Annotated in this window: 10 protein-coding genes and 1 tRNA gene; 5 read left to right on the top strand and 6 right to left on the bottom strand. The window is 60.3% G+C overall.

Annotated elements, in window-relative coordinates:
• Nucleotides 1-144: 144 nt before the first annotated feature.
• The gene (locus tag VWZ87_RS05485) at nt 145-639 is read right to left on the bottom strand and encodes a DUF1579 domain-containing protein (RefSeq protein WP_416534889.1); all 495 of its coding nucleotides are present in this window, start codon (nt 637-639) and stop codon (nt 145-147) included.
• A 48-nt stretch (nt 640-687) separates the two neighbouring features.
• Here VWZ87_RS05485 and VWZ87_RS05480 point away from each other — a divergent pair, with 48 nt between their 5' ends.
• Nucleotides 688-1671: a helix-turn-helix transcriptional regulator gene (locus VWZ87_RS05480; RefSeq protein WP_416534888.1), complete on the top strand. Its 984-nt coding sequence runs from the start codon at nt 688-690 to the stop codon at nt 1669-1671.
• 255 nt (nt 1672-1926) lie between these two features.
• On the opposite strand, the gene VWZ87_RS05475 is transcribed toward VWZ87_RS05480, so the two are convergent.
• Nucleotides 1927-4320, bottom strand: a complete 2394-nt coding sequence (locus tag VWZ87_RS05475) for a 1-deoxy-D-xylulose-5-phosphate synthase N-terminal domain-containing protein (protein ID WP_416534887.1) — start codon at nt 4318-4320, stop codon at nt 1927-1929.
• Between the two features lie 104 nt (nt 4321-4424).
• Nucleotides 4425-5630, bottom strand: a complete 1206-nt coding sequence (locus VWZ87_RS05470) for a methionine gamma-lyase (protein WP_416534886.1) — start codon at nt 5628-5630, stop codon at nt 4425-4427.
• A 94-nt stretch (nt 5631-5724) separates the two neighbouring features.
• On the opposite strand from VWZ87_RS05470, the gene VWZ87_RS05465 reads away from it, so the two are divergent.
• From VWZ87_RS05465 to VWZ87_RS05455, 3 genes are all read left to right on the top strand, one after another.
• Nucleotides 5725-6213 (top strand): Lrp/AsnC family transcriptional regulator, encoded by a 489-nt coding sequence (locus tag VWZ87_RS05465; RefSeq protein WP_340545668.1) that lies wholly within the window; start codon nt 5725-5727, stop codon nt 6211-6213.
• Between the two features lie 122 nt (nt 6214-6335).
• The gene (locus VWZ87_RS05460) at nt 6336-8108 is read left to right on the top strand and encodes an adenylate/guanylate cyclase domain-containing protein (protein WP_416534885.1); all 1773 of its coding nucleotides are present in this window, start codon (nt 6336-6338) and stop codon (nt 8106-8108) included.
• A 133-nt stretch (nt 8109-8241) separates the two neighbouring features.
• Entirely contained in the window at nt 8242-9705 is a 1464-nt protein-coding gene (locus VWZ87_RS05455) for a phosphatase PAP2 family protein (RefSeq protein ID WP_416534884.1), read from the top strand.
• A 26-nt stretch (nt 9706-9731) separates the two neighbouring features.
• On the opposite strand, the gene VWZ87_RS05450 is transcribed toward VWZ87_RS05455, so the two are convergent.
• A complete protein-coding gene (locus VWZ87_RS05450) occupies nt 9732-12677 on the bottom strand; it encodes a hypothetical protein (protein ID WP_416534883.1) in 2946 nt (981 codons plus the stop codon).
• Between the two features lie 457 nt (nt 12678-13134).
• On the opposite strand from VWZ87_RS05450, the gene VWZ87_RS05445 reads away from it, so the two are divergent.
• A tRNA-Asn gene (locus tag VWZ87_RS05445) sits at nt 13135-13209 on the top strand.
• Between the two features lie 226 nt (nt 13210-13435).
• Here VWZ87_RS05445 and VWZ87_RS05440 read toward each other — a convergent pair.
• Both VWZ87_RS05440 and VWZ87_RS05435 read right to left on the bottom strand, forming a co-directional pair.
• Nucleotides 13436-14689 (bottom strand): AGE family epimerase/isomerase, encoded by a 1254-nt coding sequence (locus VWZ87_RS05440; RefSeq protein WP_416534882.1) that lies wholly within the window; start codon nt 14687-14689, stop codon nt 13436-13438.
• Nucleotides 14690-14713: 24 nt separating this feature from the next.
• Nucleotides 14714-15781, bottom strand: a complete 1068-nt coding sequence (locus VWZ87_RS05435; RefSeq protein ID WP_340545673.1) for an ABC transporter ATP-binding protein — start codon at nt 15779-15781, stop codon at nt 14714-14716.
• Nucleotides 15782-15784: the final 3 nt, after the last annotated feature.

The following is a 15784-nucleotide window of genomic DNA, read 5'->3' as shown; positions in this document are numbered from 1 at the left end:
TTGCGGTCCGGGCTTTGTGTTATCCAAATCAACACCGGCTTTTCGTGAAGGATGCTGCGTATTCCTCAGCGGCGGTTGTGGGCCCGTTTGACCGTTTCTACGCTCCGTCCCAAAGCCCGTTATCCGGCAGAACCCTGTCGTTCATCAGGCAGCCGGTGTAAAGTCCATCGTCCAGTTGGTTTCCCATGTGGTTCCATCGTCGGTTGAAAACGCCTGCTCCCATCGCGGCACCGGCCCTTTTTTCCAAAGAAATCTGACTATTATAGGCTGCCCATTCAACACGTCATTCGCGCGAAATTCGCCGATATCTCCTGTAAATGCACCTTTTACCGGTGTATCAAGCATGTGGGGTAATCTACCGTCGAGCCACCAGATTGCCCACACCCCTGAACCAGGATCGAAGCTTCGCAACGCAATCGCGCGATAAGGCTGCCCAGGAAACCCGACAAAGTTGTCTTCAATATTTCCATTGCCTGCAAGAATTGGCTGAGTTTGCGAAAGGCCATCGAAAACCTCCCAATCATCGCAGCCGGTTAGCCGCTCCTTCAAGCGTCTGTGCTTTACAGTCCAAGACCCGAACATGAAGTCAAAATCATTCTGAACAGCGGTTGTCGCCGTGGGGTCGCAATCGGTGTGCATGGTGTCTCCCTTATCTTTCGTGACAAGAGTGCTTATGAACGACATAACATGACACTTCGTGTCATGTTTTTGAGAGAGCAGATGAAATCTTCGCGTTTACTGTCAATTTTGTTGCTTCTCCAAACCCGCGGCCTGATGACGGCACAGCAATTGGCCGATGAGTTTGAGGTCAGCTTGCGCACGATCCACAGGGACATCGATCAGCTGAGCTATGCAGGTGTCCCGGTTTTCGCCGAGCGGGGACGAGGCGGCGGGTATCGGTTGATGGATGGATACCAGACCCGTTTGACAGGCCTTGATGCGGATGAAGCACGCAGCCTGCTGCTGGCTGGGCTTGGTTCTGCATTGGATGATCTGGGTTTGCTGAAAGCTGCGAGCCAAACAGAGCTAAAAGTCATGGCTTCGCTCTCTGGTCCCGCGCGCGATCAGGCCATTGTTGTTTCCGAGCGGTTTTTGTTGGATCCGCAGGGTTGGTATCGAAAGAAGGACACTGCTCCATTTGTGTCGGAGGTTGCCGCTGCGGTGTGGAATGAACGGCGACTGTCGATAGAATACGAGAGCTGGAAAGGCGTCGTGGACCGCGTTGTATCGCCCCTGGCGATTGTCCTGAAAGCCGGTAACTGGTATCTCGTTGCGCTCGTCGAAACCCCACGTGTCTACAAGATTGCAAATATCCGGAGCATCAAGGTTCTTGACGACACGTTCTCACGCCCGACGACTTTTGATATCAGCGCCTTTTGGAACAGCTGGATCGCAGATTTCGAGCACCGGCTGAAGTCTCAATCCGTTGCACTTCATGTCAGTTCAACTGGTCTGCGCATGTTGAACGAAATGGGTTTTGCACCGCAGTCCCCTGTTCTGATCCCGAAACGAAAAGGATGGTTCTGCGTAAACGTACAAATGGAGGTTGGCGTAAAGGCCATCCGTGACGTTCTATCTCTGGGCGCTGAGGCCGAGGTCCATGGGCCAGCGGCATTTCGCGAAGAGGTGATCGCTGAGGCCCGCAAAGTTATCGATCTATACGTATCGTGATTTCGCCGAGGCCCGCGTAGTGCAGATAGTTGACACCCTATGCGACGGCACCGAACACCCGCTTTGGCCCGCCTGCCGACCTTCAGCACATACGGCTCCCGAAGATTACTTCGGGAGCCGTTATTATATTGGCCTCTCAATCCCTGCGGGCGGTGGCGGGGCCTGCGCGACGGGATGCGCGGGGGCGCACGGATGCCTGCCGCTTTCCTACCTTTGCCAATCGGTCAGGGCTGGCGCTGCATTGGGTCGAGGTTGCTATACGACCTTCAGCCGTCTGCCTGCGGTCAGCCCATCGGCCGCTTCGGTGATCGCCTGCGCATCAATGCCGAAGTGGCGATAGAGATCGGCGATGGTGCCGGTCTGACCGAAATGCTCGACCCCCAGCGGAATGCTCTGATGGCCCTGCACACTGCCCAGCCAGCTCAGCGTCGCCGGGTGGCCGTCGATCACCGTGATCAGTTTACAGTGACGCGGCAGCTCCGCCAGCAATGCCTCGATATGGCTTTGTGCCTGCGGCACACCGCGCGCCCGGGCCCGCTGCGCAGCAGTCCAGCCTGCGTTCAGCCGGTCGGCCGAGGTCACTGCCAGAACGCCGACATCGCGGCGTCCCTCGCCGATGGCGGCAGCGGCCTTGATTGCCTCCGGCGCAACCGCCCCCTGATAGGCAATCACCACATCGCAGTTCGGCCCCGGCTGCTTCAGCCAATAGGCGCCATCAATCGCGCCCTGACGGAAGGCGTCATCAACCCGCTTGCCCGGCTGTTCAATCGGGTTGGTGGTCAGGCGCAGATAGACGGAACCGCCGGTCTCATCCCGGAGCCAGGTGCGTTCATCCGGATCGCCCTCGCCGTCGCGCTGAAGATAATCAAAGGCCCATTCCATGATCACCGCCAGCTCATCCACAAAAGCCGGCTCAAAGGCGGCCAGCCCGTCCTGGCTCATCCCGATGAGGGGTGAGCCGATGGATTGATGCGCACCGCCCTCCGGCGCCAGGGTCACGCCGGAAGGCGTGCCCACGATCATGAAGCGGGCATCCTGATAACAGGCGTAGTTCAGCGCATCGAGGCCACGCGCCACAAAGGGATCATAGACCGTGCCGATAGGGATCAGCCGCTTGCCAAACAGCGATTGCGACAGGCCGGCAGCCCCCAGCAGCAGGAACAGGTTCATTTCGGCGATGCCCAGCTCGATATGCTGGCCTTCTGGCGTGAACTCCCACTTCGCGGTTGAGGGGATCTTGTGTTCGATAAAGGCATCCGCCTGCGCCTTACGTGCAAAGAGCTTGCGCCGGTTCACCCAGGGGCCAAGGTTCGTGGTCCCCGTCACATCCGGCGACATGGTCACAATGCGCGCGGCAAGGTCGCTGTCACCTTTGGAGAGATCATCGAGGATCTTGCCAAAGCCCATCTGGGTCGACATCTCGCGGTCGGTTTTCACCTCGACTGTCGGCACCGGCAGGCGGGCATCGTGATAACGCCGCGCCCCTTTTGCAAAAAACGGCACCTGATCCAGAAAACTCTGCAATGCAGCGGGGTTCTGCACGGTCGCAAAGGGCTCCCACTCCTGCCCCTCGGCAACCCCCATATAGCGCTGCCATTCGGCCATCTGGGTCTTGTTCATCAGCCCGCCGTGATTGTCCTTGTGGCCGGCAATGGGTGTACCCCAGCCCTTGACCGTATAGGCGAGGAAACAGACCGGGCGGTCATGGTCGATGGCGGCAAATGTCTCGGCCATGGTCGCAACGCAGTTGCCGCCGAGGTTCTCCATCAAGGCTGCCAGCTCTGCATCGGAGCGGCGCTCGATCAGCGCGCTGACGTCGCCCTGATCGCCCAGATCATCCAGCAGATGCTGACGCCAGACAGCACCACCCATGAAGGTCAGCGCCGAATAGGTCTGATTGGGACAGTCATCAATCCACTGGCGCAGCTTGTCACCGCCCGGCTCCTCAAAGGCGGCGCGCTGCAAGGCGCCGTATTTCACCTTCACCACATCCCAGCCGAAGGCGTCGAAGATCTTCTCGATCCGCTGAAACAGCCCTTCGCGCACGATCCCATCCAGCGACTGGCGATTATAGTCGATGATCCACCAGGTGTTGCGCAGGTCGTTCTTCCATCCCTCCTGAAGGCATTCGTAAACATTGCCCTCGTCCAGTTCGGCATCGCCGACAAGCGCGACCATCCGCCCCTTTGGCGCATCGGATCCCCAGGATTTCGCGGTAACATAATCCTGGACCATCGACGCAAAGGAAGTGATCGCCACCCCAAGCCCCACGGAGCCGGTCGAGAAATCCACGTCATCAATATCCTTCGTGCGGCTCGGATAGCTCTGCACGCCACCAAAGCCCCGGAAGTTTTCCATCTTCTCGCGGGTCTGGTTGCCCATCAGATACTGGATCGCATGAAAGATCGGCGAGGCATGGGGTTTCACCGCCACCCGGTCCTCTGGCCGCAGCGCGCTGAAGTAGAGCGCGGTCATGATCGACACCATAGAAGCCGAGCTGGCCTGATGACCGCCAACCTTGATGCCGTCCGCCTTGGGGCGCAGGTGGTTGGCGTTGTGGATCATCCAGTGGGACAGCCACAATAGCCGCTGCTCGATCGTCTTGAGCGTTTCGGAGGAAGGTATCGGCGCGGCCACTGAAGAGGTCATGGGTCAACTCATTGATTAGGTGAAGATACTCTCCCTCCCGCACGAATGCGGAGGGGACCTGTCAAATCTGGCGGAATGAAACACCCCACCCGGGGCCGCCATACTCAGGCGGCGGCGTAAGCGTTATGCGAGGACAGCGCCTGCATCAGATCGTCGATGATATCATCGACACCTTCAAGCCCAACTGACATCCGCAGCAGCCCCTCGGCGATGCCATGTTCTGCACGCTCTTCGGGGGTATAGGTCGAATGGGTCATGCTGGCCGGGTGCTGGATCAGCGTTTCGGCGTCGCCCAGCGACACCGCGCGCTGGACCAGCTCCAGCCGGTTCATCATGGCGATACCGCCAGCCTTGCCACCAACAACCTCAAAGGGGATCATCCCGCCAAAGCCCGACATCTGCCGCGCGGCCAGTTCATTCTGTGCAAAGCCGTCAAGGCCCGGGTAATAGACCCGCTCCACCGCCGGGTGGGATTGCAGCGCCTCAGCCACCTTGCGGGCGGATTTGCAGTGACGCTCCATTCGCAGTTCAAGCGTCTTCAAACCGCGCATCAACAGCATCGCACTAAAGGGTGACATCACCGCACCGGTCATATCCTTCAGCCCGACAAGACGGATCTGGGTGACGTCCTCCTTTGAGCCGACAACCAGACCGGCGATCACATCGCCATGGCCGCTGATGAATTTCGTTGCCGAATGCACCACGATATCGGCGCCCAGTTCGATCGGGCGTGTGATCACCGGCGTGGCAAAGGTGTTGTCGACAACCACCTTTGCGCCAGCTTTATGCGCGATCTCGGAAATCGCCGAGATGTCGATTAGGCGATTGTTGGGGTTTGCCGGGGTTTCGAAATAGACCAGTTTGGTTTTCGGGCTGATCGCCTCTGCCAGATTTGAGGGATCTGTCATATCGACCAGACGCACATTGACGCCAAATCGTGGCAGCCCGTGGGTCATGAAGGAAAACGTGCAGCCATATAGTGTCTTGTCTAGGATGATTTCATCCCCGGCCGCTAGAAACGACCATAGGGTCGAGGTGATTGCGCCCATGCCGGAAGCGGTCGCAAGCCCGGCTTCGCCGCCCTCAAGATTGGCGATGCGCTGCTCCAGATGGTCCAGTGTCGGGTTGGAAATGCGGCTATAGAAATGCCCCTCACGCTCACCGGTGAACATCTCGCCGCCCGCCTCGGCGGAGTCGAAGGTAAAGGTCGAGGTCAGATAGAGCGGCGGGTTCAACGCCCCCTGCTGCGACTGCGAGTCATAGCCATGGTGGATTGCACGTGTCGAAAAGCTGGAGTCGGTCTTTTTCATGAAAATCACCCTAATGTGTTTCCAGCATCTTAGGATGGTCAGCTGGGCGATTAGTTGCTAATTTACCTTCAGACAGCATAAGGATTGGCATAATATGCCAGAGAAGCCAAAATTGGACGCGACGGACAGACGCATCATACGGGCCTTGCAACGCAATGGGCGGATGACGAATCTCGATCTCGCGGCGGAGGTCAACCTCTCACCCTCTCCCTGCCTGCGCCGGCTGCGCATTCTTGAAAGCAGCAATGTCATTCAGGGCTATAGCATCGACGTTGATGCCAAGGTCTATGGCCTGCCGGTCACGGTCTTTGTGCGGGTCAGCCTGGAGAACCATACTGAAAGCGTGGTGGCCAACTTTGAACGCCAGATCCGTGGCACGCCTGAGGTCCTGGAATGTTTCGTGATGACTGGCCTTGCCGATTATCTGCTGCGTGTGGTGGTGGCCGATCTGGAAGATTACGAACGCTTCGTACGCGCGCGCCTGCATCCCATCGGCGGCATCAGTTCGATTGACACCAGTTTCGTCTACGGTGTGGTGAAAAAGACCGCCGTCTACCCTGAGGTTGATAGCTCTCAAAGCTGATCATCCGGCAGGGTGCCCATTTCGCAGATAGCTGGCAAAGATGCGCAAACCGCCGGTCTACATTCTTTAAAAATCGCGACCGTTCGATATACTGCCCCCCTACTGGCGGCAGGACATCATCCATGCAAAGGCCCATCCCAACAACGTTTCCAAAGATCTCGACGCGACTGACAGCTTTCGCCTTTGCCGATGTGGCAGACTACACACGGCATATGGAGATCAGCACAACTGAGACTGTCCGTCGCTGGTGCGAGCTGCGCGACACCGTGCTGCTGGATGAGCTGAAACGCTATGGCGGCGTGCGTCGGTCGGATGCCGGGGATGCGCTGCTGGTCGAATTCACCAGCGCCACGGATGCCGTGCTCTGGGCGATGGCTGTTCAGGATCGGTTGCGCCAGCAGGTCGCCGAAGAGAACCCGATGGAAATCCGTATCGGTGTCAATATCGACGATGTGATCGACGATGAGGGGACAGTGCAGTCCGACGGTGTTGTCATCGCCTCGCGCATTCATCAGCTCGCCAATCCGGGCACCGTGGTGGTCACCAAAATGGTCCGCGATATCGTCCGCGGGAAGCTGTCGCTCAGGTTTCACGACCTCGGCGCGCCGCTGTTGAAGAATATTGACCGGCCCGTCCACGTCTATCAGGTCCTCAGCAGCAGCGGCGACAGTGTTCTGCTACATCCTCATGCTGACTGGAAAAACCGCCCGACGCTGGCGGTCCTGCCGTTTCAGGATCGCGGTGCGCAGGCCGAGGAACAGTATTTCGGCGATGGCATCACCGAGGAGATCATCTCCGGCGTCTCCCGCAGCCGCACCATGTTCGTCATGGCGCGCACCTCGACGCTGCAATTCCGCAGTAGCAAGGAAAACCCTGCCAAGATCGGCCGCAATCTGGGCGTTGCCTATCTGCTGACCGGCTCCGTCGACCAGCATGGCGACCAGCTCCGCATCTTTGTCGAATTGATGGATGTTCTGCGCAACCGGGCGATCTGGGCCCAGACCTATCGCGGTGACCTGCAGGATCTTTTTGCCTTTCAGGATGAAATCGCCTCCAGCATTCTGGCCATGCTGGAACCCAAGGTGCTGTCGACCGAGGCGGAGCATATCAGCGCACGCAGCACAGAGAGCCTGGACGCCTATAAATGTGTCCTGCGGGCGCTGGCGCGGCTCTATCAGCTGGATGACTACAGCTATGAAGAGGCCATCGCTCTGTTGAAGCGCGCCGTGTCTCTCGACCCTAATTACCCCCAGGCTCACGCCTATCTGGCCTGGTGCATGAATTTCTTTCTGGCAGAAGGGTATTCCCACAACCCGCGCGACGATATTCTGACCATGATCAACCATTCCCGCCGCGCGGTCGAGCTGGACCCCGATGACGCGCTGACCCTGTCGATCCGCGCCCATGTGCTCAGCCTGCATGAGAACAGCCCCGAGGATGCGCTGGAACTCTTCGAGGATGCGCTGGCCCATAACATGAACCTGCCGCTGGCCTGGGGGCTGAGTGCGACGACATATGCCTATCTTGGCGACGGCGCCGAGGCCCGTGAACGGTTGCTCAATGTCTGGCGACTGGCACCCTATGATCCGTTGAGCTTCTTCTTCCTGACTGCTGCGGGCCTTGCTGAATTTGTCGATGGCAACATGCCTGAAGCGATCCGGTTCCTGAAGAACGCCCGCCGCAACAAACCGCGGTTCATGGCCAGCCTCCGGCTGCTCGCCGCCGCCTTTGCGCTCAGCGGGCAGACCGAGAGCGCCCGCAAGGTGGGCCGGGAAATAATCGAACTGGATCCGGGATTTTCGGTATCGAAATTTGCGACCTGGTATCCGCTGAAATCAAAGGAAGCCCTGGGTCGTCTGACCGATGGTCTGACACGCGCAGGGCTGCCTGATTAGGATTTGGAACAACAATGATCGGGGCAACCCGGCAAGCAGGAAGGACATCAAGAGGCAGACCGGCAGAGCACCGACACGCGCAGTCACACAGTTTGTTTTTAACACGTATTCAACGGTTTAAGGGGGATTACTGATGGCTGGACATGGCAACTCGCAAGCGTCGTCGAACGGGCTTGGTCTGGGACTTGGGCTCGGTCTTGGTTTGGGCAATGGTCTTGGGCTTGGCAACGGCCTCGGCTTGGGCAATGGTCTGGGGCTGGGTAACGGCCTGGGATTAGGACTTGGCAACGGGCTGGGTTTGGGCGCAGGTCAAGGACTTGGCCTGGGTCTCGGCAATGGTCTGGGCCTCGGCAACGGTCTGGGGCTTGGCGCGGGTCTGGGATTAGGGATTGAGGATAACGGCTATCTTCTGGGCAATGGCGCAGACGCCGGCATCGGCATTCTGCGCAGCTACTACGCAACGCCCAAAGAGCTGGGCCTCCTGCCCTGGACGCTGGATTTCAGCCCGGACAACAACGGTGGCGATCCCTTCCCGCTGTCGATGATCATCACACCCTATCAGATCCCAAAGGACAAAGGCACACCGGCGCAACCGCAATACCCTATCGCGCTGGAATGGATCACCGAGGACTGGGATCCTGCTCTGCGGTTCTGGGCGCTGCCATTTGACCCCAACCTTGGGGAATGGCTGCGTGCGGCGGACAGGTCCGAACCCGGCACCATGGCAGCACTGGAATTCGCATCGCAATACCAGAACTGGCATCCCGCCCATGTCGGCGACCGCTGGCTGGAACAAAACGATCTGCGTTGGCGCTATGTCCAAACCGGAACCCCAACGGACTCTCAGGACGCCGCCAAGGAGGCCTTTGAGATCATCGTCGCCGAGCTGGAAGTGCTCAAGATGTATATGGAGGATGATCGTCAGCAATATATGGTCGAATGCGACATTCAGGCCGATGGCCTGCCGGCCTATCTGATCCATTTTTTGGGGGCCAACAGCTTTGATCACCCCTTCACGCTGAAGCTTATTGATCTGGGACTGGCGGTCGGCAATGTCGCCTATATGAGCTACAAAGCCCATTACAAGCGGGTCCGCCCCTCAATTCTGCGTCCGGGGCTAACCGTGCCATTTGGTCCGCCTGCCCATCCTGCCTTTCCCAGCGGCCACGCCTTTCTCGCCCATTTCCTGTCGCTGCTACTGCTGGAGATTCCGGGCATCGCACAGCGATTCGGCGTGGTGAGGGGCTATGAGTCCGATGGCACGGGAACCAATATCCAGATCCCGGCAGGCACTCTGCTGCGCAAGCCGACCTATGACGATCTGCTTGGCACCAACGTTATCGCCTCGCCGCTGCTGACCATGGCCAACCGGATCGCGGTGAACCGCGAGCGGATCGGCGTGCACTACCCGTCGGATTCAACCGCGGGCCGCCATATCGCGGCGGGGATCTGGTATTGCATGATGGACCGCGCGCCGGTTGATCCGAACGCCGGGCCAGTCCCCTGGGCACATCTCAATGTTCCGACGCTGCACCGTATCCTTGACAAGGCCAAGACAGAATGGCCGACACCGTGGATTTCGGGCGAAATCGCCTGAGCTCCGGGACCTCTTGGCTCCCGACCCTAGCCGATCATGTGCAGGCCCAGATTGTTGTCACAGGCGACCAGATCGACAAGGGCCTGCACCGTCTGTGGCGGGGTTTCGCCTGCGCCGATCTGCGGCGCCAGTCCCGCTGCGGGGTCGGTATTGGCGCGGTCATTCACATGGGTCAGCTCATAGAAAAACACCAGCTGCAGCCCTGCGGGTGCTGCATTGCGCGTATCTTTACAGAGCTGCGTGATCTGCTGCACGTCATTCTGCGTCAGATCCGATGCTGCCTGCTGATCCGGGCCGATGTCACAAGGCCCCAGCGCAAGCGGATGCGGACTCCAGAGGATGCTTCGGTCCATAATCTGCGAGATCGGTTTATCGTTCAGGACCCAGCCGCCCCAGACGCGCAGCCCTGCACCCTGCGCCGCGACCGTTCCCCGGTTACCGAGATCCGGCACCAGTCCCGGCATTACCCAATCAGCATCCTGCGCCCAGTGCAGAGAGACCGGCAGATAGCTGCCGCGCCCCACTGTCACCGGGCCATCACCAGTTGGAAAAACATCGGCGCGGCGATCGCGGATGTAGATATCCACCACCGGGGCCGCTCCCGCCTTGCTGCTGATCTTCTCCGGGTTCGCCGGAAACATGCCCATGGTTTCAAAGGCCCATCGTGTCACCTTGTGCGAGGTTGCCGGCTGCCACTCCGCCCCGCCTCTGGGTAGCGGAACCAACGCCGGGGCACCCCAGCCTGCGGCTTCCATCCCAACCTCCAGCATTTCAGCGCGCGACGGCGATTGCGCCAGACCTGCCATTGCCTGCAGCAGCAGATACAGCGTCATATCGGAGGCGCGGGTGCGTTGCCCCCAATCGGCGTCGCTCCCTGCCAGCGTATCGCCGCCAAGCGCGCGGTAAAGCAGGAAACATGAGGACGACAGGATCTGCTCCGTCAGATAGGCCTTATGCTCGGTGCCGGACTTGGGCGGATCCTCAACAACCGAGCGGTTCAGCAGACCGTACCAGCCCCAGCCCATGGCCGGGGTGCGATCATGCCGCCGTGGCGCAAAGACAAACGGGAAGGTCCAGCCCCGCATCCGTGCATCGCCCGGATAGGCCGGGCTGGACAGATCCGACAACGGGTCAAAGAAAACCGCCGCCAGGGAATCGCCGGCGCTATGGGCGAAATCGAACTCAAGCTGCCCGATCCGCGCCGCCAGCAGGTAATGACCGAATTCATGCAGCATCCAGCGCCCGCTGCTGGCGATGCCCAGCGGCTCCAGCTGGCTATCTGGCGTCCCCGGCTTGACCCTGGCCCAGCGGTTGAGATTGGCCAGCGCCAGATGCATGTCGATGCTCGGCTTGCTCTGCTGGGCGGCATCCGGCGCCACGTCGTAACGCACCTGCGCGTTGATTGTCCGACCGCTTCTGCCGGGTCCGGGCACGATGCCCGAGCGGTAATGCACGGCCAGCGGTCCGTCCGCCGTCGCAACATAGGCATCCGGTGCCAAACCCAGCCCGCTCATGCTGTCAAAGAACACCGTGCTATGCCAATAGGCGCTGATTGCGGTGGACAGGTTGCGGCGTGGCGGCACATCTGACACATCCATCGGCGGCAGCGGCTTGGGCAGATCGCCGTGACCATCACCCGGCACAAAACGCGGGCAATTGCGCACCACATAGGCCGGTCGCTGCATCTTCATCCCCAGATCCAGCTTAATCGCGCGATTTTCGCGGAACAGGTCAAGGATCTTGTCCGGCCGCGTGGGGCGCCGCCAGGACAAGGGCGGCGCCGGGTGCCCGCCCCAATCCGGTGGCGGCACCGGGAACACCCGCACAAATGGCTCCAGCTCCGGCACCCGGGGGCCACCACCTGCCACTGCATGGCTCACCAGCGGCACCCGCGTCACCGACACGACTTCGACGCTGTTCTGAGCGAGGTCCTGCAACCGCAGACGCACCGTCAGCCGATAGCTGAGCGGCGCGCCGCGCGTTGTCTCCTGCCCGCGCGCCAGCAGGACCAGCGTCATCTCCCAGGCCCCCGCAGCGACATTGTCCTGTTCCGCCGAAAACTGGATATCCTGCAACAACAGCGACCGCGCCTCCACCCCGGCCTGTTTGGCGATAGTTTCCTCAAGCATCGACATCATCCGCGGCGCTGAGACGACCGGGGGCGCCTCGCCGCCCGTGTCGCTGTCCGCAGCATCATCGGTGGTCGACGCCGTCGGCAAATCGCCGGTATCCGTGGCGGCCTGCGGTTCGGCCGTTGCAGGATCATCTGCCGCCTGAAACCCGATCGGAACGCTTGACAACGACTGCGCCAACCGGCTCAGAATAGACTGTTTTTCGTCAGCACTGCTGTTGGCCAGGATCGCCGACAGCGCGCGATTTGCACCGCCTGGGAATTCAGCTGTCAGACCGCGGATGATCAGATCAAAGCCGCGTGTTGTCTGGCGCACCTCAACCGGCACCCGAAATCCTGCTGAGGGAAACCGCATCAGGAACGACGAGAGCAATGGGTTCTCGATCCCCTCGGTCGCGACCAGGATCACGGTGCCCGGCATCGCGCCCTTCGGATTGCGTGACATGTTCCAACTGGCAATCTGCCCTTTCAACCGGGTCGACGGCCCATCAATTTCCGGCCAGATATCGCACCAGCGAAGCATGCTTCCAGCGGAGGCGACACCTGCAATCAGGTCCAGCATCGGGTCCGCCGCGCCCAGAGGCGGAGTTGTCGCGTTCACATAGGCTCTCAGGTGTTTCAGATAGTCGGCCGCCGCGCCGGTCAGCGCAGCCAGATTGATCGGCCCGTCAGCTGCCCCGACGGTGGCCTCTGCGACATAGGGGGCCGTCGGATGTGAAATCAGCCGCGACGGGCGGCGCGAACCCGGATACTGCCGCTCGTACCGCAGCCAGGCCTTCACCGTGCTGCTGGCAAGATTTGCCGACGGCGGCCAACGTCCCGGAAATGTCACTTTCGCCATGTCGTCCCCCTTCGAGCACACGCCCTTGGCGATGCTCTGTCTGTGTCAAAATTATCGCTCGACACCCTCGGGGATGGCCCATTAGCGGGGGAACACCGCCGCACTCAGCCGCGCGGTCCCGCCTCTTTGGCTCTGGTATTTTCGATCTCGTCTCTCCTGCCGAGATTGGCTTGTCCAGCCGCGTCTCCCGACACCCGCAGCGCCGGTCGCTTTGCAAGATCGAAAGATCCCCATCCGGTAAGCCTACCACAGTTTCGATGCGGAAAGTAGCCGCGCGGCAGCACGCCCCGTATCGCCGGACGACGGAATATTGATGGCCATCACGCGGCGCAGACCGCCAATCGCCCCAGCCCCGCCACGGCCCAAAACCCTGCGCGATCGAGCTGTCAAAAAAATGCAGCCGAGGGCATTTTTTCTCTGGACGCGCCAGAATGCACGCCATATATCAGCCCCACATTCCGGCGTAGCTCAGCGGTAGAGCAGTTGACTGTTAATCAATTGGTCGTAGGTTCGATCCCTACCGCCGGAGCCAAAGTTTCCAAGGGCTTAGCGTTCATTCGCTAAGCCCTTATTTGGTTGATGTCGGGATTTTTTACGGTGTCATCGCGTCGATATTTCGCGATAATGTCGGCCGCCCTGCGACGCCCGGCGCAGGTACAGTCCGGGCCGAGCGGGGCTCACCAATGTCCGGGCCAAGGCGCTGCACTAGCGGCAGATGGATGGGTGGTCGGACCGGTTTTTTCAGGTGCGCGCCGTACTCAGGACAACAGCGGTGTCGGCAATTGTTTCAACCCTGACACATGGCCCAACTGCAAGGCGCCCATGGGCAACAGACAGGCCTGAAGCGCGTGGTAGATATCCGGCTTGCCGGTAAAAATCGTCTGCGTCACCTGCCCCGCCTGGTCAATCTCGGGATACCAGCCACCGCGCTCTTCATCAATGAAATGGGCCTGTGCAAAGCTCCAGAGGCGGCGATACCACAGCTCGTCCTCGGCCCGGGCGTCCAGCCTGATCAAAGCGGCAACCGCGCCGATGGCCTCGGTTACCGGCCACCAGAAGCGATTGGTCATCGCAACCTTACCCTCGAAGTCAAGCGTATAGGCAAACCCGCCATCCGGCAGCCAGGCGTCCGCCAGGGCCCGCTCGATCAGCTTCCGGGCGCGGCACGGAACGCCTGGATCCTGCCGTCCGGCCAGATCCCAGTGCTGCAACAGCAGCCGCCCCATCTCAAAGGAATGGCCCGGCGTGGTGCCCGCAGGCCGAAACATCGGATCACCGGCATAGGCGCGATCAATCTGCCACTCCTCGGTATAATGCTCTGGCAGTCTCCAGCCGTCCTGCCCGGCGATATCACCGACAAAAAAAGCCAGAATATGCCCCGCTCGCTCGAGGAACATCGACTCGCCGGTGGCTTCGTAGGCTGTCAGCAGCGCCTCGACCCCGTGCATATTGGCGTTCATGCCGCGATAGGATGAAAACGGCGTCCAGTCCCGGTTCCATTCATCAGCAAAGCGCTGCGCCTGCGGTTCCCAGAATCTGTGGTCCAGCACCTCGGCGACATCCGACAGCAACGCATCCGCACCTGGATGCCCGGCCAGCTTGGCAGTGGAGGCCGCCAGCAGCACGAAGACATGCCCATAGGCCAGTTTGCGATCATCAGCGACCGTGTCGCCCTTCATCGCCCAAAGATACCCGCCATGGACGGGATCGCGATGATGACTGTTGAGATAGGCGATGCCATGGTCAATGATCCGGTCGGCACCGGCATAGCCGCAGATATGCGCCAGCCCGTAGGAATGCACCATACGCGTGGTTGTGTGCAGCTCCTGTGTGTTGTCCGGCAATGGCTGACCGGCGGCATCAAGGGTATGGAAGCCCGGTCCCTTGCCCAGACTCGCAGAAAAGAAACCCAGTTGCCGGCGAGCATCCGCTATCAGAAAAGCGCGGTGATCCGGGTCGTCCAGCCAGAAACCGGCTGCATCCAGCGCTCCGGCAGGGTTCGGCGTGACCATGGCTACTCTCCTTTGTGTCGCACGTCAGGCAGCGGGCCGGATGGCCCTGCCATTTGCGTTGAAGATATGAGCATTCTGCCGCTGCACCCGCAATCCCAGCCGATCCCCGTTTCGGACCGGGATATTGCCATGTTTGCGCACGAGAAGCGGGCCCAGCCCATCGACATTGGCATAGATGTTTGTGTCCGATCCCAGACGTTCAACCACATCTGCAACCGCAGTCAGATCCCCCTCACCCGGTGCCACCACATCCAGATGCTCCGGTCGGATGCCCAGATCCACAGCTGCGGCGGTGTCGCGCAGATGATCCAGCGTCAGCATCATGCCATTGCGGGCCATCACCCCGCTATCGGCCCCGGATACCGGCAATATGTTCATCGTGGGAGAGCCGATGAACTGCGCCACGAACTTATTGGCGGGCCGCTCATAGAGATCGAGCGGCGAGCCGACCTGCTGAATATCGCCTCCATTCAACACCACAATGCGGTCCGCCAGCGTCAGCGCCTCGACCTGATCATGGGTCACATAGATCATCGTTGCGCCCAGTTGCTTGTGCAGCCGAGCAATCTCCAGCCGCATCTCCACACGCAGCGCCGCGTCCAGATTGGACAGAGGCTCATCAAACAGGAACGCGCGCGGATCGCGGATGATGGCGCGCCCCATGGCAACGCGCTGGCGCTGCCCGCCCGATAGCGCCTTGGGCAAGCGATCCACCAGTTTCGACAGGCCTAGGGTTTCGGCGGCCTTGGCGACCCGCGATCTGCGCTCCTCTGCCGGTTCCTTGCGGATCTCCATGGAAAACCCCATGTTCCGCGCCACATCCATATGCGGATAAAGCGCGTAGGACTGGAACACCATGGCAATGTCGCGATCCCGTGGCCGCACGTCATTCATGCGCTGCCCGTCGATCTCGAAATCGCCAGACGTGATCGGCTCCAACCCTGCGATCATCCGCAGAAGGGTAGATTTGCCGCAGCCTGATGGCCCGACCAGAACGATGAATTCACCGTCCTGAATATCAAGATTGATATCGCGCAGCACCTCAACAGCGCCATAGCGTTTCGCAACATCTCTGAGTTCGATCCGTGCCATGAT

It is taken from the genome of Phaeobacter sp. JH20_37 (genome assembly GCF_048056015.1).
Classification (GTDB): Bacteria; Pseudomonadota; Alphaproteobacteria; order Rhodobacterales; family Rhodobacteraceae; genus Phaeobacter; species Phaeobacter bryozoorum.
This window is presented reverse-complemented; position numbering and strand designations above follow the sequence as displayed.

Coding starts and splice junctions, on each gene's coding strand:
- VWZ87_RS05465 (WP_340545668.1), top strand. CDS start 5,725: ATGCCAGAGAAGCCAAAATTGGACGCGACGGACAGACGCATCATACGG.
- VWZ87_RS05440 (WP_416534882.1), bottom strand. CDS start 14,689: ATGGTCACGCCGAACCCTGCCGGAGCGCTGGATGCAGCCGGTTTCTGG.
- VWZ87_RS05435 (WP_340545673.1), bottom strand. CDS start 15,781: ATGGCACGGATCGAACTCAGAGATGTTGCGAAACGCTATGGCGCTGTT.
- VWZ87_RS05450 (WP_416534883.1), bottom strand. CDS start 12,677: ATGGCGAAAGTGACATTTCCGGGACGTTGGCCGCCGTCGGCAAATCTT.
- VWZ87_RS05455 (WP_416534884.1), top strand. CDS start 8,242: ATGGCTGGACATGGCAACTCGCAAGCGTCGTCGAACGGGCTTGGTCTG.
- VWZ87_RS05470 (WP_416534886.1), bottom strand. CDS start 5,630: ATGAAAAAGACCGACTCCAGCTTTTCGACACGTGCAATCCACCATGGC.
- VWZ87_RS05480 (WP_416534888.1), top strand. CDS start 688: ATGACACTTCGTGTCATGTTTTTGAGAGAGCAGATGAAATCTTCGCGT.
- VWZ87_RS05475 (WP_416534887.1), bottom strand. CDS start 4,320: ATGACCTCTTCAGTGGCCGCGCCGATACCTTCCTCCGAAACGCTCAAG.
- VWZ87_RS05460 (WP_416534885.1), top strand. CDS start 6,336: ATGCAAAGGCCCATCCCAACAACGTTTCCAAAGATCTCGACGCGACTG.
- VWZ87_RS05485 (WP_416534889.1), bottom strand. CDS start 639: ATGCACACCGATTGCGACCCCACGGCGACAACCGCTGTTCAGAATGAT.